This is a genomic window from Massilia yuzhufengensis (assembly GCF_900112225.1).
Classification (GTDB): Bacteria; Pseudomonadota; Gammaproteobacteria; order Burkholderiales; family Burkholderiaceae_D; genus Telluria; species Telluria yuzhufengensis.
The window spans coordinates 72,326-89,757 of sequence record NZ_FOLD01000016.1; the positions used below are offsets into that span (position 1 = coordinate 72,326).

The 17,432-nt window shown below is 71.2% G+C and carries 13 protein-coding genes; 8 read left to right on the forward strand and 5 right to left on the reverse strand.

Annotated elements, in window-relative coordinates:
* Nucleotides 1-2 precede the first annotated feature (2 nt).
* A complete protein-coding gene (locus BM031_RS14360) occupies nt 3-2,159 on the forward strand; it encodes a TonB-dependent receptor plug domain-containing protein (protein ID WP_091875260.1) in 2,157 nt (718 codons plus the stop codon).
* Between the two features lie 4 nt (nt 2,160-2,163).
* Here the strand turns inward: BM031_RS14360 and BM031_RS14365 are convergent, their stop codons facing one another.
* From BM031_RS14365 to BM031_RS14385, 5 genes are all read right to left on the reverse strand, one after another.
* A complete protein-coding gene (locus tag BM031_RS14365; protein ID WP_091875261.1) occupies nt 2,164-3,417 on the reverse strand; it encodes an MFS transporter in 1,254 nt (417 codons plus the stop codon).
* A gap of 50 nt (nt 3,418-3,467) precedes the next feature.
* Nucleotides 3,468-4,136 carry an HD domain-containing protein gene (locus BM031_RS14370; RefSeq protein WP_091875262.1) on the reverse strand — a complete coding sequence of 223 codons (669 nt, stop codon included), beginning with the start codon at nt 4,134-4,136 and terminating at the stop codon, nt 3,468-3,470.
* On the reverse strand, nt 4,114-4,803 hold the full coding sequence (locus BM031_RS14375; protein WP_091875263.1) for a ribonuclease HI family protein: 690 nt from the start codon (nt 4,801-4,803) through the stop codon (nt 4,114-4,116). Before BM031_RS14375 ends, BM031_RS14370 begins: the two co-directional genes overlap by 23 nt.
* 139 nt (nt 4,804-4,942) lie before the next feature.
* Entirely contained in the window at nt 4,943-5,551 is a 609-nt protein-coding gene (locus BM031_RS14380; RefSeq protein ID WP_091875264.1) for a thrombospondin type 3 repeat-containing protein, read from the reverse strand.
* A gap of 186 nt (nt 5,552-5,737) precedes the next feature.
* Entirely contained in the window at nt 5,738-5,953 is a 216-nt protein-coding gene (locus BM031_RS14385; protein ID WP_091875265.1) for a hypothetical protein, read from the reverse strand.
* A gap of 220 nt (nt 5,954-6,173) precedes the next feature.
* On the opposite strand from BM031_RS14385, the gene BM031_RS14390 reads away from it, so the two are divergent.
* The 7 genes from BM031_RS14390 (at nt 6,174) to BM031_RS14420 (ending at nt 17,425) form a co-directional block, all read left to right on the forward strand.
* Nucleotides 6,174-9,227, forward strand: coding sequence for a penicillin-binding transpeptidase domain-containing protein (locus BM031_RS14390; RefSeq protein WP_091875266.1), 3,054 nt, complete (start codon nt 6,174-6,176; stop codon nt 9,225-9,227).
* An 89-nt stretch (nt 9,228-9,316) separates the two neighbouring features.
* Nucleotides 9,317-10,585: a hypothetical protein gene (locus tag BM031_RS14395; protein WP_091875298.1), complete on the forward strand. Its 1,269-nt coding sequence runs from the start codon at nt 9,317-9,319 to the stop codon at nt 10,583-10,585.
* 14 nt (nt 10,586-10,599) lie between these two features.
* On the forward strand, nt 10,600-11,145 hold the full coding sequence (locus BM031_RS14400) for a hypothetical protein (protein ID WP_091875267.1): 546 nt from the start codon (nt 10,600-10,602) through the stop codon (nt 11,143-11,145).
* Nucleotide 11,146: 1 nt separating this feature from the next.
* On the forward strand, nt 11,147-12,181 hold the full coding sequence (locus BM031_RS14405) for a hypothetical protein (protein ID WP_091875268.1): 1,035 nt from the start codon (nt 11,147-11,149) through the stop codon (nt 12,179-12,181).
* A complete protein-coding gene (locus BM031_RS14410; protein ID WP_091875269.1) occupies nt 12,178-13,173 on the forward strand; it encodes a hypothetical protein in 996 nt (331 codons plus the stop codon). The genes BM031_RS14405 and BM031_RS14410 overlap by 4 nt, the downstream gene beginning before the upstream one ends.
* A gap of 59 nt (nt 13,174-13,232) precedes the next feature.
* Nucleotides 13,233-15,215, forward strand: a complete 1,983-nt coding sequence (locus BM031_RS14415) for a coiled-coil domain-containing protein (RefSeq protein ID WP_091875270.1) — start codon at nt 13,233-13,235, stop codon at nt 15,213-15,215.
* 8 nt (nt 15,216-15,223) lie between these two features.
* Complete coding sequence (locus BM031_RS14420) at nt 15,224-17,425, forward strand: bifunctional serine/threonine-protein kinase/formylglycine-generating enzyme family protein (protein WP_091875271.1); 2,202 nt, start codon at nt 15,224-15,226, stop codon at nt 17,423-17,425.
* Nucleotides 17,426-17,432: the final 7 nt, after the last annotated feature.

A 17,432-nucleotide genomic window follows, 5' to 3' on the forward strand; every position in this document is an offset into this window, starting at 1 on the left:
ATATGACCCTGCTGCGCCCGCGCCACCTTGTTCTCATCGCCGGGCTGTCCGCCCCGGCCTTCGCCCAGCAGTCCGCCACGGAAAAACCGGTGCAGCAGGTGGAAGTGAAGGGGACGACCGAAAGCTACGACCCGCGCCGCGACGACACCGCGGCCCGTATCGTGGTGGGGCGCGAAGAGATCGCCCGCTATGGCGACACCACCGTGGCCGACATCCTCAAGCGCGTTCCCGGCGTGACCGTCACCACCGGTTCCGGGCGCAGCACCGAGGTACGCATGCGCGGCCTGGGCAGCGGCTATACCCAGATCCTGGTGAACGGCGAGCGCACCCCGGCCGGCTTCGCACTCGACACGCTTTCGCCCGACATCATCGAACGCATCGAGGTGCTGCGCGTGGCCACCGCCGAATTCTCGACCCAGGCCGTGGCCGGGACCATCAACATCGTGCTGCGCAAGAAGGTGGCCAAGCGCCAGCGCGAGGCCAAGCTTGGCTACCTGCTCTCCGAAGACTTCCGCGGTCCCACCTTCAGCACCCAAGTGGCGGACCGCGGCGAGAAATCGTCATGGTCTTTTTCGGCCAGCGGCAACCACGACAGCCTGTCGCGCGAATGGCGCGGGATCGAGGAAAACACCCGTCCGAACGGGGTGGTCGACCTGTACCGCGAGACGGTCGGCCCCGAGGAAGGCCGCATGAACCGGCTGAACCTGAGCCCGCGCCTGAACTGGACCCTGGACAACGGCGATACCCTGGCCTGGGAAACCATCGCCAACAGCAGCAGCTTCCGCAACAACGCGCACCCGATCGTCACGACCTACATCGGGCGAGCGCCGGCGGTCCCCGACCTGTATACCTTCGGCGAATTCGACGACCGCATGGTGAAATCCGACCTGAACTGGACCAGGACCATGGCCTCCGGCCTGAAGCTGGACATGAAGATCGGCGCCGAATGGTCGTCGCGCAAGATGTATGTGCGGCGCTCTGGGCTGGACGGCGCCGGCCGGCCCGAGACTGACGGCCACACCCTGTCCGATTCCCATGCGCGTGGCGCCAATTCAACCGGCAAGGCCACCCGCGCCTTTGACGGCGGCCACGTGCTGGCGCTGGGCTGGGACCTGCGCATCAATGAAAGTTCGGACATCCGGATGGAGCGCGACCGGGTGCGTCCCTTGCCGCCCGGCTTCCTGCTGGACGAGGATTTCCGCACCAGCATCAGCCGCGCCGCGCTGTACGTGCAGGACGAATGGACCGTCAACCCGCGCTGGTCGCTCTACATGGGCACCCGCTGGGAAGGCATACGGACGCGCTTCGCCGGCAACAGCGTGGAGGCGGCGCGCGTGCATTCGAGCGTCCTCAGTCCCATCCTGCAATCGCTCTACAAGCTTCCCGGCGCGAAGGGCCGGCAACTGAGGCTGGCGCTGAGCCGCACCTACAAGGCCCCAGACCTGGAAGCCATCGTGCCGCGCCGCCAGGCCTGGGAAAACAACAGCGCCACCGAAGCCGACTACCAGGGCAATCCGAACCTGAAGCCGGAACTGGCCTGGGGCATCGACGCCGCCTATGAACACTACTGGGCCGAAGGGGCGATGGTCTCGGTGGCCGGCGCGCTCAAGCGCATCGACGACGTCACCAGCAACGACATCTATTTCGACGGCCTGCGCTGGATCTACACGCCGGTGAATGCCGACCGCGCCACCATGCGCAGCATCGATATCGAGACCAAGTTTCCGCTCAAGGCCTTGTTCGCCAATGCTCCCGCGATCGACCTGCGGGCGAGCGTGAGCCGCAACTGGTCGCGGGTGGAGTCGGTGCCGGGGCCGCACAACCATATGGAGCAGCAGGTGCCGCTCACGGCCAACCTGGGTATCGATTACAAGTCCGGCAAGCTGGCCACCGGCGCCAGCCTGGCGCACCGGCGCGGCGGCTACGTGCAGGTGGTCGCCAATCGCGGCTTTTACCGCGAGGCCCGCACTGCGCTCGATACCTATGCCGTGTGGACCTACAACCCGAAGCTCGCGCTGCGGTTGGCGCTGTCGAACCTGCTCGGCGAGGCCAATGTGTTCGAGCCGAGCTACTCCGATCCGGTGCTGGGCCTGGAAAAGCGGCGCTGGATCTACCCGAACGGGCCGAGCCTGCGCACGACGCTGGAGATGAAGTTCTGACGCCTCAATGGGCGGCGGCGTGGGTGTCTTGCACGTGGTGGGTGCGGAAGTAGCGCCACGCGACCACGATGGCGATCGCCTGCATCGCCGCGCACAGCAGGAAGTGGCTGCCGATGCGCCAGTCGCCCTGCGGCAGGTGGCTGACGGTGGCCAGGATGGCGGTGCCCAGCAGCGGCGTGATGATGACCCCCAGGCTGCTGATCGACTGCAGGGAGCCCATCAGCTCGCCCTGCTCGTTGGCGGGGGTGGTTTTCGACACGATCGCCTGCAGCGAAGGGCCGGCCGCGAAGGCCAGCACATTGCACAGGATCAGGGCGTACATCATCCAGCCTTGGGTCGCCAATCCATACCCGAGGAAGGCGAAGGCGCCCGAGGTGATCCCCAGCAGCGACAAGCGCACCTCGCCGAAGCGGCGGATCAGCACCGCCAGCAGGCCGGCCTGCACCACGGCCGACACCAGGCCCACGCAGAACATGGCGATGCCGTTGTCGCGCGGGGTCCAGTCGAAGCGGAAGGTGGTGTACAGCACCCAGGTCGATTGCAGCATCATCTGGCCGAAGGTGACCAGGGTCAGGACGATGACCAGGCCGCGGATGTCCTTGCGCCGCACCAGGCGCAGCAAGGCCGCCAGCGGGTTCAGCCGCTTCCAGGCAAAGGGCGCGCGCGCGCCGGCCGGGAGCGACTCCGGCACGAAGAAGAACCCGTAGACCAGGTTGGCCGCGCCCAGCAGCGCGGCCACGTAGAAGGGCAGGTGCAGGTTGTTATTGCCCAGCAGGCCGCCCAGCATCGGGCCGCAAATGAAACCCAGGCCGAAGGCGGCGCCAATCTTGCCGAAGCTCTTGGCGCGGTTTTCCTTGGTCGAGATGTCCGACGCATAGGCCGCGGCCACCGACATGCTGGCCGAGGACATGCCGCCGATGATGCGGCCGACGAACAGCCAGGCCATGCTGGGCGCCCAGGCCGTGACCAGGAAATTGATGCACATCCCGGCCATGGAATACAGCAGCACCGGGCGGCGCCCGACCCGGTCGCTCAGCGCGCCCAGCGCCGGCATGAACAGGAACTGCAGCACGCCGAAGGTCGCGGCCAATACGCCGAACCACAATGCCTGCTCGTCCCGGCTGGGGAAGAACTGGCCGACCAGCAGCGGCATGACCGGGACGATCAGGCCGATGCCGAGCATGTCGATGAAAATGCAGACCAGGACGAAATTCAGGTTGCCGGTGCTGGGTTTCTGAAGCGCAGTGGTGCTGGTCATGCATGCCTCGGGCTGTCGACGAGGGCTTATCTTAGCACTGGTGTTGGTATTCAGGAATCTTTTGTGGCGCCCCATTCGGCGGCAAAGGCGCTGCGGAAGGCCTCCAGCAGGGCCATGCGCTCGCCGGCCAGCGCGCGCCCGCCTTCGGTCTGCATCATGGCGGGCAGGGTGCCCAGCTTGGCCTGGATGTGGTCGAGCGAATAGGCGCGGTCGTCGAGCGGGCGGCTGGTGGCCAGCGGGTCGCTCGGGTGGGCCAGGCCGCTACCCATCCGTCCCGCCGTGTAGAACATGCGCGCCAGGCCGACGGCGCCGAGCGCGTCGAGGCGGTCGGCATCCTGCACGATCTTCGCTTCCAGCGACTCGGCGGCAATCCTGGCCGAGAAACTGTGCGCCTCGATGGCGTGGGCCACCGCGTCCAGGCGCTCCGGCGGGAAGCTCATCCAGGCCAGCTGGTGGCGCGCCAGTTGGGCCGAGCGGCGTGAGGCCTGGGCGCGGTCCGGGTCGTCCTTGGGCAGGTTGACCAGGTCGTGCAGGTAGCAGGCGGTCATCACCACCAGCGCGTCGGCTTCCGGGTGGCGTTCCAGCAGGGCCTGGGCGTTGCGCCACACGCGTTCCAGGTGGTTGCTGTCGTGGGCGCCGTCGCCTCCGCTGCCGCTGGCGGCAAGGGCGGCCAGGCGCGGGCGCCAGCTGGCGAGGTCAGTCTGCGGTTCGTTGTTCATGGAGCTCTTCGATGGGTAATGGCGGTGTCGCGCGCTGCGACAGGGCGTCGGCGCGGGCGTTCTTGTGGCGCGGAATCCAGCGCAGCGTGGCGCCGGGCAGGCGCGCGAGCAGGGCGCGCGCGCGGTCGCGGTAGCTGCGCAGGATAGGGGAGCTGGCGCTGTCGGGGGCGTTGACGTCGTCGATCACGACCTGGCTGTCGCCGTAGACGACGAGCTGCGCGGCGCGTTCGTGGACGGCCGCTTCGAGGACAGCGATCAGGGCGCAGTATTCAGCTTCGCTGCTGTTGCCGTAGCCGGCTTCGCGCGACATTTCAATATGCACGCCGCCGGGGCCTTCCAGGACGGCGCCAATGCCGCAGCGGCCCGGGTTGGGGCGGGCGGAGCCATCGAACCAGGCGCGCCATGCCGGGATGGCGGCAGTCGTGGTGTCGCGCCGCGCCTGCGAAGCATCGGCCAGCGCCTGGCGCGCCACGGCGCCCTGTTCGCTGCGCAGGCGCGCCTCGGCGCGTTCGGCCAGCAGGTTTTCGAGTCCCGCGGTCCCGGCGCGCAAGGTCAAGGTGCTGCGCAGTGCGTCCGCTTCCGGTATCCCGGTGCGTTCGGCAAGCTTGCGGCTGGCGGCGAGTTCTCCCTTGAAGGCGGCTGCGACTAAGGCGGTGTGGTCGGTCATGGGCCGAAGCATAGCAAATGCTGTCCGGGGGTGAGGATTTCCGCCCGCTCAATCTATTGCTTCGTTAACCCCAAAACGTCGTTCCCGCCTGCGCGGGAACGACGTGCATCATGCGGTGGCCGGAATGTCGGCCGCTAACTTAACGACGATACGGATTGGTCGGCCGGTTATCGTAGCGGTTCGGCACGCCGTCTCCATCGACATCGCGGTCACGACTGTTGCGCACGCCGTCGTTGTCGAGGTCGCGGTCGTAGCGGTTCGGCACGCCGTCGCGGTCGGTGTCGCGGCGGCCGTCGCGGTAGCCGCGGCCATCGCGGTAGCCGTCGCGGCCGTAGCCCCGGTCATCGCGGTAGCCACCGGCATACACCGGCTGGTAGCCGCGGCGCTCGTAACGGTCGGGGATGCCGTCGCGGTCGCGGTCGCGGCCGCCGTACGGGGTCCAGCGCGCCGGTTCCATGTACCAGCGGCCCTGGCGCTGGCGCCAGCTCGGTGCGGCGTAGGCGTAGCCCGGACGGGCGGCGACCCAGTGGCCGCCGACCCAGCTGTGGCGATGGCCGCGCCATTCCCAGTAGCCGGGCGCCCAGACATAGCCGTGGCGCGGGCCGGGAACGTGTTCGTAGATCGGCGCCGGCGGAGCCGAGCCAATATAGACTTGGAAGTCTTGCGCCATCGCTGGCAGCGGCGCGAAAGCGGCGCCAATGGCGATCAGGGCGGCGAGGGTAAAGGTACGGGTTGCGGTGGGCTTCATGTCGGTCTCCAGTTCCAAAAACGGATGACCCACTATATCGCCGCTGTTTGCCCGCGGGGCGCTTTGAAAGAGATGCTTACAACTGATACAGGTGGTGCCGGAAACTTCAGAGGAGGCTGATACAAACAGCCGCGCTGCCTGCCGCCCACTGTCGCGCCAGGGCGACAGCGGGGCGGCGTGCGGCACTCATCCACGGCTCCCGGCGGCCAGTTTCTCTTCACCGGTCAGGCGCTTGGCGCTGACCGTCACCACGGCCATCTTGTCGCCACTGGCAACCATCGTGGCGTCGGCGCTGTAGCTGCGGGCCTGGGCTTCGGGGATCGCGTCCATCAGGTAGCTTCCCGAGACGCCGAGGCTGATGGCGACGACGAAAACGGCTTCCATGTGCTTGGTGATGTTCATGGTGTTTCTCCTTGCGGGTGGGTTGTCGATGTGTGTACTTTAGGTCAAGCGATTCCACGCCGCGAGCCGATTGCGACGGGACGCGGAAAACGCGGGACAGGCTGCGGAAAAGCCCCCGTGAACGCGCGTACCGCACGGCCCAATGGATGGGTTTCATCCGCCCCCGGCTAGGCTCCTGCACAGCGGCCGTCCCCGGGCCGCGCCTGGGAGCGGACCGCGCATGACAGCCACACTCGCATCACTGATGGGTTACTTCGCCGCCGGCCGTACCGCGCGCCGGCGTGCGCGCAACCTGCGTAGCGCGGCCCGGCCCGCGCCCGCGCCGCGGCTGCGCCTGAACGGCCTGGTCCTGCTGGCCTGCGGCGTGGTGGTGCTGGGCGCCGTGGTGCTGGCGCAATCGGCGCGTTCGCTGTCCGCCGCGGCGGGCGGCGCGGCGCCCGAAGGCGTTGCTGCGCTGGCCACGCTGGAGCCGCTGCTGGGCGGCGCGACGATCCGCGTGCCGCAGGAGCCGGGCATCGCGATCGTGCAGCACGGCGGCGCCGCGCTGGTGGTCGCGTCCAGCATGCGGATGGACGCGCCGCTGCGCATCGACCTGTGTTCCCAGCTGCCGCTGCGGATCGGCTATCCCTTCACTGAAGCGGCCGCGTTCGGGGCGTCCCGCACTGTGCTGCTCGCCGCGCAGGGCTCGGCCATGCCGCGTATCGACCTGCGCGGCGACGCCCGCGACGCGCTGCGGCTGGCGTGGAACGCGGGCGCCGGCCGGGCCGCATGGACGGGCGACGCCGCCGGCGGCGCGGTGGCGCGCGGCGCGCGCGGGGAGGGCCGGCTCGGCCAGTCGGGCTGGCTGGTATGGAAGGAGGGCGCGCTCAGGTTCACGCGCCGCGCCAGCGCCGCCTGCCCGGGGGCGGGCGAACTGCTGATCCAGCGGGTCGGGCCGGGCGCGGCGGGAACGGGACTGGTGCAGGCCTTCGGTTCCGGCGCCAGCCCGGCGGCGCTGCAGCTGGCCCCGGGTGACTACCTGGTGCCGGCGACCAAGGCGCGCGCGCTGGAAGACGCGCTGCTGTTCGAGCGCCTGCACCAGCATGGGCTGATTCGCCTGGGCCACGGCGGCCTGGTCGAGATCGCGCCGCGCGACCTCGCGGCCTGGCTGGCGGCGCCCGCGGACGGCCGGGCGCCGCTGCCCGGCTGGGACAAGCTGCAGCTCGACGCCGAAGGGCGCAAGCTGCTCGAGCGTCTCTACTACCGCGCCGACGGCGCCTTCGTGCGCGAGCAGGCCAGGGTGTTCAACAGCGAGCGCCGCTTGCTGGCCTGGCGCGTGCGGCCGGGCGCCGAGCGCCCGTGGCAGGCCAGCGTCGGCGGGGTGCCGGTGACGCAGACCGACGGGCTGCCGGTGGCCGCGATGCGCCTGTTCGCCCGCCTGCCGGAGGGCTGGGCGCCATGGCGGCGTGTCGGCGCGTGGGATGGCGGCGGCGCGGCCCGTACGGCGGCCCTGGCGCTGGATGCGGCAGGGCCGGTCGACCTCCTGCTGGCCGGCCGCGTGCGCCGGGTCGAGGGCGCCACTGCCGCCATGACCGGCGCCTGCGACGGGCGCGCCTGCCGCGACCCGGACGCCGTGCAGCGGGTGCGCCTGGCGCCGCTGCCGGGCGCGCGCCGCATCGTGCTCGAGGTCGAGCCGCTCGACCTGGCGCAACTGGCCGGCGGCGCCGATGCCGCCTACCGCCACCTGCGGCTCGACGGCGGCGCGCTTGCCTGGCATGCGCTGCCGGCGGCGACTGCGCCGGCCCGGTCGGCGCTGGCCGAGGTGAACCTGGCGGACCGCCATGGCCAAGCCCTGTGGTCCGATGGCCGGGCCAGCGCGGTGGCGCAGGCCGCCGGACTCGGGCCGCTGCTGGGTGTGCACCGCGAGCACGCGTCCAGCGTCGCCGGCATGCTGGCGCGCTTGCCGGGCAGCGCGCACGCGGCGCAACTGACGCTCGACCTGCACCTGCAGGCAGCCGCGCAGGCCGCGCTCGACTGCATCGGCTTGCGCGAGGGCAAGTGGGACGGCAAGACCTGCACCGGCTTTCATGCGGCGCCGGCCAGGCGCCAGGCCGGCCTGGTGCTGCTCGACGCCGGCAACGGCGACGTGCTGGCCGCAGCCGGCGCCGGCATGGGCGTGGCCGATCCGGCGCGCTGGCCGGAGGTGCGCGACTTCGACCGCGCCGACCCGGCGCGCAGCCCGCTACGCCTGCCGGCCTTCCAGCACGACGGCGGCGCCCAGCGGGCGCCCGGGTCCACCTTCAAGATCGTCACCGCACTGGGGGCGGAGGCGGCGGCGCGCAAGGACGCGCAGCTCGAGCGCCTGCTGCAGGGCCTGCCCCTGGCCGACATCGATGCGATGGCGCGCGACGCGGGCTATGGCTTCCGCACCGCAGCGCCGGCCTACCCGGACGCTGGCGGCGCCCGCATCACGAACTTCCGCGAACAGCAGGCCGGCATCCGTGCCGTGGAGGGACGCCTGGGCCTGGCGCAGGCAATGACGCACAGCATCAACACCTGGTTCGCCTGGACCGCCGAGCTGGGCGACCGCAGCCTGGGCGGACGGCCGCAGGGCGGCACGCCGGGCGTGATGGAACTCGAACCGGGTGCGCTCGATGGCGTGCGCCCGGTGGCCGGCATGGCGCGCAAGCTCGGCTTCGGCGCCAAGCTGCGCCTCGACGGCGGCCTGCTGCCGGAAGACTATGCCTGGTCGAGCTGGGACGCGCTGCAGGCCAGCGCCTCCCGGCTCGACCCGATCCAGACCCGGCACGAGGTGCGCCAGATGGCGATCGGCCTGCGCATGCAGGCCACCCCCCTGCAGATGGCGCTGGTGGCCGGCGCGGTGGGACAGGGCAGGATCGTCGCGCCGCGCCTGCTGCTGGCGCTGGACGGCAAGGGCGCCACGGCGCAGCCGGGGCCGGAACTGGGCGTGCGCCTGGACCGCATCCGCGCGGGCATGAAGGGCGTGGTCGATAGCGGCACCGCGGCCGGCGCCTTCCGCGGCAAGGCGTTCGACAGCCTGCGTCCCGGCCTGTTCGGCAAGACCGGCACCGCGCCCACCGGCGACGATGGCCTGGCCACGGTCTGGTTCACCGGCTGGCTGGAGCCGGGCAGCTTGCCGGGCCAGACGCGGCGCCTCGCGTTTGCCGCGTTTGTCAGCCAGTCGAGCCTGACGGGCGGCGCCCATGCCGCCCCCATCGTCGCGGCGCTGCTGCGTTCGGTCCAGCAGCAATCCCATGAAAAGAAGGGGGAATGAGCATCTCCTGAGCGCCTCGTTTTTGTGTTTGTATGGCATCATCTGTTGACAATCCGCTCTTGCGGATGGCCATCGAGGACGAGGAAGGTATGCGTTTGCCGGGAACCCGGTACCAGGAGCACGGTTGGGAGCAGGTCCGCAAGTTGCTGGGCCAGTGCTCGCTGCAGGCGCTCGCCCATCTCGGCCCCGCCCGTTTGCTGGACGGCGACGACGCCCTGCTGCCCGAGTATGTCGACGCCGTCGCGCGGGCGCTGCGTGCCGGCGGCAGCCGCGCCGCCATGGCCGGCAACAGCTACGGCGACACCGTGCTCGACCTGTCCCTGACCCTGGCCTACGAACTGCAGGCGCGTCCCGCCGACTGGGCCGCCCTGTGCGCGGCGGTGGCGGGCGAGCATGCGCGCATCGGCCCGTTCTGGATGGCGCCGGGCGGCGACGCGCTGCTGCGCAAGAAATTCAACGACCTGTACGCCGTCCTGCGCGACAAGGTCGACAGCGACAACTACCAGGCCGCCTGCGGGCGTTCCTGCAGCCCGAACCGAATGTACGCCTACCGCATGCTCGACACGGCGTATGGCGAGGTGGCGCGCCTGTTTGCCGCCTGGCGCGAGCACCGCGCGCAAGTGGGCGCCATCCTCGGGCGCGAGGTGCAGGCCGAACCGATCGAGGCGCGCCAGTTGCGCGGCCGCGCCGATTGCCGCCCGGAGTGGATCATGCGCTGGAGCGAGACGCTGGAAGGCTTTACCGGCGCGCCCGGTCCGCTGCACACGCGCTCCAAGCGCTTCGCCAGCCTGAAAGGCAGCGCCGACAAGATTGCGGCGATGCTGCGCGAGATCGGCGAATATGAAGCCCTGTCGGCCAACCAGGACCGCGACTGGCTGCAGGATGCGAGCGACGCCACCGCCTGGCTGGACGACTACTGGCGCGTGCTGGACGAATCCAGCCAGGCCAGCACGCCGGGCCCGGACCAGCTGTTGGAAGCGCGCCAGGATGAACTCGACCTGGCCGGGCTGGAGCTGGAGGATGCCGGGGAGACGGCCCAGGCTCCCGTGCTGCTGGACCAGGCGCTGGCGGCGCGGGTTTCACTGTCCCCCCGCTTCCTCTTGATGGCAGCGGCGGCGCAGGAGCGCGGCAGCTGGGCGGGGCAGGTGATGGCAGGCGATTCGCTGCCGGTGCGGCTGGCCGTCTACCTGAAACTGCTGGGGCCTTTCGACGACAGCTATCCGTCCGAATGGCTGGACCCAGCCACGGGCGAGCTGCCGACGATGCAGCAATTGGCGCTGCTGGACGAAGTCTCGCTGCCCACCTTGCGCAAACGGCGCGACGCCGCCATTGCCCGCTTGGGCGCGGCGGCAGGATAGATGGAGGAATCTTGATGGAGATGACAGAACTGGACCGCAAGCTGCAGGCACAGCTGCTGGCAGGACGCCGGGTCGAGGGCGACCGGCTGGTGCTGGCCGACGCTGTGCTGGTGGCGGCGCTGGACGGCAGCCGGCCCTTGACGGCGGGCGAACGCAGCGCGCTGCAAGCCTCGCCCTTGACCGCGCGGCGCCTGCGCAGCCTGGCCGACGCGCGCCGTGCCAGGGCCGCGCCGCGCGGCTGGCGTGGCAGCGCCGGCATGCTGCGCGCTGCCGACAGCGGCGCCGGGCCCGGCTTGCTCGCGACCGACGACGGCGCCTGGCGCCTGCATTTCGTCGATGGGCGCGTGATCCTGCAGCTCGATGCGCAGTCGGCGCTGGCCGCCACGCTGCTGCGCGAGGCCCCCTTGCTGCGGGTGCGCGACGGCGCCGGCGGCACCGTGCTCGAAGGACGGCTGGACAGCGACGGCGAATGCGAGGGCGCCTGGCCGTTCGCCGACCCGCCGGCGCAGCACTTCCAGCGCCATGGCGCGCTGTTTACCGTGGAGCCGGCCGGGACCTAGCATGCTCAAGCTCTTTACCCGGCCATTCCGCCAGCCAGCCCCCGACCTCGCCGGGCTGGGCGCCGCTTTCATCGCGCTGCCGCTGGCCAAGGGCTGCACGGTGCCGCCCGGCTGCTTCGCCGTGCTGGCGGACCAGCAAGGCCACACCCGCCGCCTGAGCGAGGGTGCGCGGCTGCTGGTGGTCGAGGGTGAAACCGCCTGGTGCGTCCATCCCGGCCCATACACCTGCGAGCTCACACCGTTTGCCGCGGCGCCGGAAATCGGCCTGCGCGTGGCCTTCGCGTTTGATGCGCCCGATCCGCGCGAGGCGCATCAGCGTTTTGATTTGTTCCTGGCCAGCGAGGGCAGCGCGCGGGTGGCGCTGGACGGCTTCGTGGCGGCCCTGCAACTGGCGCTGCAGCGCGAACTGGCCCAGGGTAACATCGAGCTGCCGCCCTGCACCAGCTTCGAAGAGTGGAATGTGTTCAGGAGCGGCTTCAACCAGCTGCTGTATACGCGCTTCGGCGTGATGGTGGACGATTGCATCCCGGTCGAACTGGGCGCGTCGAACGATCTGGCGGCCCTGCTGTCGGCGCGCCTGGCGTTGCAGCCGGCGCCGCAGCCTGCGGCCCTGCCGCCGCAGGAAGCGTTCGACGCGGCTGGCGAAGACGCCAGGGCCCTGCGCCGCCTGTTCCTGGAGCTGCCGGGCGTGCTGTGCGGCCTGCGGCTGGCCGTGCTGCCGGCCGACTGCGCGATCTTCCGCCGCCACCAGGAGCTGCTGCGCCGGCTGGACCTGGTCAGCCTGGCGGTCGGCACCATGCCGGCCCTCGAACTGGCCGCGCCTGGCCAGCCGCTGGCGGGCGCCGAACAGCTGCGCCGCGCGCGCCACAGCCGCCGCGCCGCGGCCGCGCTCGACGAAGCCTGGGCGCTGCTGGCGCGCCTGAAGCACCTCGATGCGGCCCAGGCCGGGGCCCTGCTCGAGGAAGCCGACCGCATCGTGGCCAACCTCGAATGCGACTGCGCCGCGCGGCGCGACATCGCGGGGCCACCAGCATGAACGCGCCCCTCGTCACCTGCCGCAGCCTGACCACGGATGGTTCCTGCCTCACCGTGACCGCCAGCGTGCGCCCGCGTGGCGGGCGCGCCGATGTCAAGTGCAGCGTGCCGGATGCGCCCGCGCTGGCGCAGCGGATGCAGGAAGTGGTGCGCCTGGCGCGCCATACCGAGCCGCGCTTCGACAGCCGCGACCAGGTGGTATTGAGCCTGGACCGCGCGCCGGCCCCGGGCAGCCGCGACTGGGAACTGGCCTGCGTGCTGGCCGACCGCATGGTGCGCGGCCTGTGGCAGCCGCAGCGCCCGGTAGTAGCGAACGGCTGGTCCGACGCCTGGCACCTGGGCCGCGTGGACGGGCACGGCCTGCGGCAAGTGCCGCCAGGCGTGCTGGCCGGCGGCGAGGGCGGCCTGCCGCACCTGGGCGCGCTCACCGGCCACCCCGACCCGGCCGCCGCGGTATCGGCGGCGCGCGCCTGGTTCCCGCTTGTGAGCGGTGGCGCCGGGGACAGCCTGTGCTGGGTCGAGGTCAGCGTGCGGCCGGCCGCGCACGGCGAGGACGAAGAGTCCAGCATCGCGGGGCCGGGCGTGGACGCGGCGCTGCAGGCGCAGGTGCGCGCGGTGCTGGCCGGGGCCCGCCACCACGATGGGCGCGGCGCCGGCCAGTGGCGCACCACGGTGCGTTTCGGCGAGGCGCGCTTCCAGGGCGCGTCCTTCGAGCTGGCGCTGGTCATGGCCGACCGCATGGCGCGCGGGCGAGAATTCCTGGCGCGCGGGCGGGTGCTGGCGACCGGGCAGTCGTCGGCCTGGCATGCGGGCCGCGTCGACACGGTGGAGGGCCTGGGCCCGAAATGCGCGCTGCTGGCAAGAGAAGCGGCGCCCGGCGACCGTATCCTGGTGCCGCGCGCGTGGGAAGCGCAGTTGCCGCCGCTCTGGCGCGAGGAGTTGCGTGCGCGCGGCGCCAGCGTGGCCTGCGTGGACCGGATCGGGATCATTTGAATCGCGCCTGGCCCTGTTAGAATCGACGGGCAGTGTGTTGTAATGAAACGGAGTTCAATATGTTCCAGATGTTCGGAGTGAAAGGCGCCAGTTGCCCGCGCTGCGAGCGCAAGCTTGGCGACGATGCGCGCTACTGCGCCGGCTGCGGCATGATTGTCGGCGCCCCGCGCAATGCGCCGGTGCTGGTCGACAACCGCTGGGTCGCGGGGGCGGACGAACTGGCCGTGTTCTTCGGCGTGCGCGAGCTCTCCGGCGTATTCGTCAAGACGCTGCGGGTGCCGGCCACGGCCCGCGCCTTCATCCTGCAGGGCGACAAGGCCACCGAGGTGCCGCAGGGCGAATACGAGATCGAAGGCTTCTTCACGCGCCTGAACCACCTGCTGCGCGACCAGCACGCCGAGATCCTCGTCACCCGCACCGGCGCGCTGCCGGTGGACTTCCGGTTCGACGATGTGTGTACATCCGAGCAGCTGGCGGTCAGCGCGCGCCTGGCCGTGAGCCTGCGCATCGAGAACGTGCCGGCTTTTGCCCGCCACTTCATGACCATGCCGGGCACGATCGGCACCCGCGAACTGCAGGAACTGTTGGCCGCGCCCGTGCGCCAGCTGCTCGACGAATTCGTCGGCGCGCGTTCGATCCGCGACATGGCGGGCACCGCCGCCCTGCGCGAACAGCTCGACGAGCGCCTGCAGGGCGGCCTCAAGCTGCTGCTGGCCGAATATGGCCTGGCCGTGGTGAAGGTCGATACCGTCGAACTGCGCCACGATAAATACGACGCCAATCGTGCCCGGGTGGGCAGCCTGTGGCTGGCCGCCGACGAGCGCCATGTGCAGGTAGAACACCGCAAGCATCTCGACGAGCTGTACGACGCCGAGGAATGGCAGCGCCTGCGCCGCAGCGAACAGCAGGCGCGCGTGCGCCAGCGCGAGGCCGAGCTGCGCCAGGACGACGCCATCGCCCGCGCCGAACTGTCGCTCGCCGGCGCCGGCCGCGCGCACGCGGTGCGGGCCCGCCAGATCGAGCTGTATGCGCGCATCCTCGACGCCCAGTCGCGCAAGCAGGCGCTCGAGCGCGGTGCCGGCGACGTTTTGGCCGAACTGGAACACGAACTGGCCAAGAAGGGCGCCGCGCGCGCCGACGACGCCCAGGAATGGAAGCACCTGCGCGCGATGGCCCAGGTGCGCATGCGCTCCGAACTCGAACTGGCGCAGCAGGACGCCCAGCAGGCGCGCCACATCGCGCGCCAGCGCTTCTCGCAGCAGCTGCTGCAGCAGCAGATCCGCCACAAGATCGAGCAGGCCGCACTGATCGAAGACGCGACGCGCCAGCGCGCCGAACTGCAGCGCCTGCGCGCCAGCGAAGAAGACGCGGCTCGCCGCTCGCGCGAGATCGACGAGGAAGAACATGTGGCGCGCCACCAGTCGCTGGCCCTGGCCAATGCGGCGCGGCGGCGCGAGGCCGGACGCCTGCAGGAATGGGAAGACGAGCAGGCGCGCCAGAAGATCGAGTCCACCCGCAGCGCGGCGCAGCAGGAAAAACTGCTGCGCACGATCGAACTCGATGCGCGCCAGGCGCGCGAGCTGCAGGGCGTGGCGCTCGAAGGCGAGGAACGCCGCCATGCGCTGCGTATGGCCGAAGGCGACTCGGTGGCCCAGCAGGAGCTGCGCCGGCTGGAAACCTTCGCCGCGATGGACGACACCGCCAAGCTGGCGCTGGCCGCCGCCCCGAATGCCGCCGCCCTGAACGACTTCATGAAAACCCGCGTGCATGCGACCATGGACGCCGCCCAGCTGGCCGCGCTGTCCGGCGTGGCCGGGGCGGGCAAGCTCACGCCACCCGAGGCGCTGGCGTTGGTGCGCGAAGAACAGGCGAGGCGAGAACTTGAAGTCGACAAGGACCGGCGCCACCAGGTCGCGCTGCTGGCCGCCCAGACGAACCTGGCCACCGGGATGGCGGCCGCCGTGCGCCAGTGCGCCCACGGCCATCCGGCGCGCGAGGGCGAGCGCTTCTGCGCGACCTGCGGCGCGCCGTTGCCCACCTGACGGAAGTGATGCAAACGGCCATCGACAAGATCCGCGAACTGCGTGCGCTGCACGAGGACGGCCTGCTGAGCCGCCAGGAGTTCGACCTGCGCAAGAACGCGATCCTCGACGCCGTCTACGCCCCCGCGGGAAGCAGCGCCGAGGAGGCGCCGCAGGCGCGCCCGGGTACCGAGATCGGCCTCATGGCCGGGCAGGAAGTGGGGCCGCCCACCCGGCGCTACCGGCTCGAGCGCCTGATCGCCCACGGCGGCATGGGGCAGGTGTGGCAGGCGACCGACCTGGCCACCCATGCGGAGCTTGGCCACAGCGCCCAGGTGGCGCTCAAGATCCTGCCGCCGCAGCTCACGCAGTCGGCCACCCACGCCAAGCTGCTGGTCCAGGAAGCCACGCGCGCGCGCCGCCTGGCGCACGAGAACATCGTGCGCGTCTACGAGTGGGCCCAGGACCCGGCCACGGCCAGCTATTTCATCATCATGGAGTGCCTGGACGGCGAAGACCTCGACAGCCTGCTGGGGCGCGAAGGCAAGCTGCCGTTCGAGCGCGTGCTGGCGCTGCTCGACCCGGTCGCCGCCGCGCTCGACTACGCGTGGGACAAGCACGGCCTGGTGCACCGCGACATCAAGCCGGGCAATGTCTTCGTCACCGGGCGCGGCGAAGTGAAGCTGCTCGATTTCGGCATCGCGGCGCGGGCCCGGGCGGCCGGCGCCGCGCCGGCGCTGGATGCACCGGGCAGCTCCGGCACCGCCGGCTACCGCGCGCCCGAAGCGGGCAGCCCGCGCGGCCAGCCCACTCCCGCACTGGACGTGTACGCGGTGTCGATGATGATCTACCAGATGCTCGACGGCGCGCTGCCGCTTGACGCCACCGTGCCTCCGGCCGCGCTGCGGCCGCACCAGTGGGACGCGCTCAAGGCCGGGCTGGCGCAGGATGCGTCCGCGCGGCCGGCCAGCGTGCGCGCCTTGCTGGACGGCCTGCGCAACGCCGTCGGCCCGTCGCCCGAGGAAATCGCCGCCAGGGCGGCGGCGGCGCGCGCCGAGCAGGAAAAGCGCGAGCGCGAGCTGGCGGCGCGGCGCCAGGCCGAAGAGCAGGCCCGCGCCGTGGCCAAGGCGGAAATCGACCGCCAGCGCCGCGAGCAGCAGCGCCTGGAGCGCGCCGCGGCCAACGAGGCGCGCGAGGCGCGCAAGGAAGCGCTGCGCCAGCAACTGCTGGCCAGGCGCGACGAAGAAGCGGCCAAGACCCGGCTGGCCCAGGAAGAAGCCCAGCGCAAGGCGGCCCAGGCGCGCGCCGCCGCCACCTACCTGGCCGAGCAGAAGCGCGCCCGCGAGCTGCAGGCCGCGCGCAGCGCGTCCGAGCTGGCGCAGCTGATCCCCACGCCCGCCAGCCCGGTCGCCGATGGCGACGGCGTGCTGGTGGATGCGTTTCTCGACGGCGTTGGCAGCGGCCCGGCGCTGGTGCTGATCCCGAGCGGGCGCTTCCAGATGGGCTCCCACGAGCATGAGCGCAAGATCGCCATGGCTGCCGGCGCGCAGCAGAAGTGGCTCGAGCGCGAGACCCCGCAGCGCTGGGTCGGCATCGAGCGCCCGTTCGCGATGGGACGCTATCCGGTGACGGTGGGCGAGTGGCGCGTGTTCGTGCAGGCGACCGGCTGGGAGCCGCAGGGGGAAGTGAACTGGAACGACCCCGGCTTCCCGCAGACCGACGCCCACCCGGTGGTGGGCCTGACCTGGCACGACGCCCAGCAGTACGTGCAGTGGCTGGCGGCAAGTACCGGCAGGCGCTACCGGCTGCCCAGCGAAGCCGAATGGGAATACGCCTGCCGCGCCGGCACCCGCACCGCGTTCAGCCTCGGCGACACCATCAATCCGGACCAGGCCAACTACGACGGCAGCTTCACCTACAACGGCGGGGCGCGCGGCGTGTACCGGCGCGGCACCACGCCGGCCGGGATGTTCCCGCCCAACCCCTGGGGCCTGTACGACATGCACGGCAATGTATGGGAGTGGGTGCAGGACGTGGTGCACGACAACTACGAGGGCGCGCCGCTGGACGGCAGCGCCTGGGAAGAGGGCGGCGACCAGGCCCGCCGCATCCTGCGCGGCGGCTCCTGGCTGTACAATCCGCGCTACCTCCGTTCGGCGCTGCGCAACGGCTTTTCCAGCGTGCTGTCGAACGACATCGTGGGCTTGCGCGTGGTGCGCGAGCTGATGTGAGGCTCTC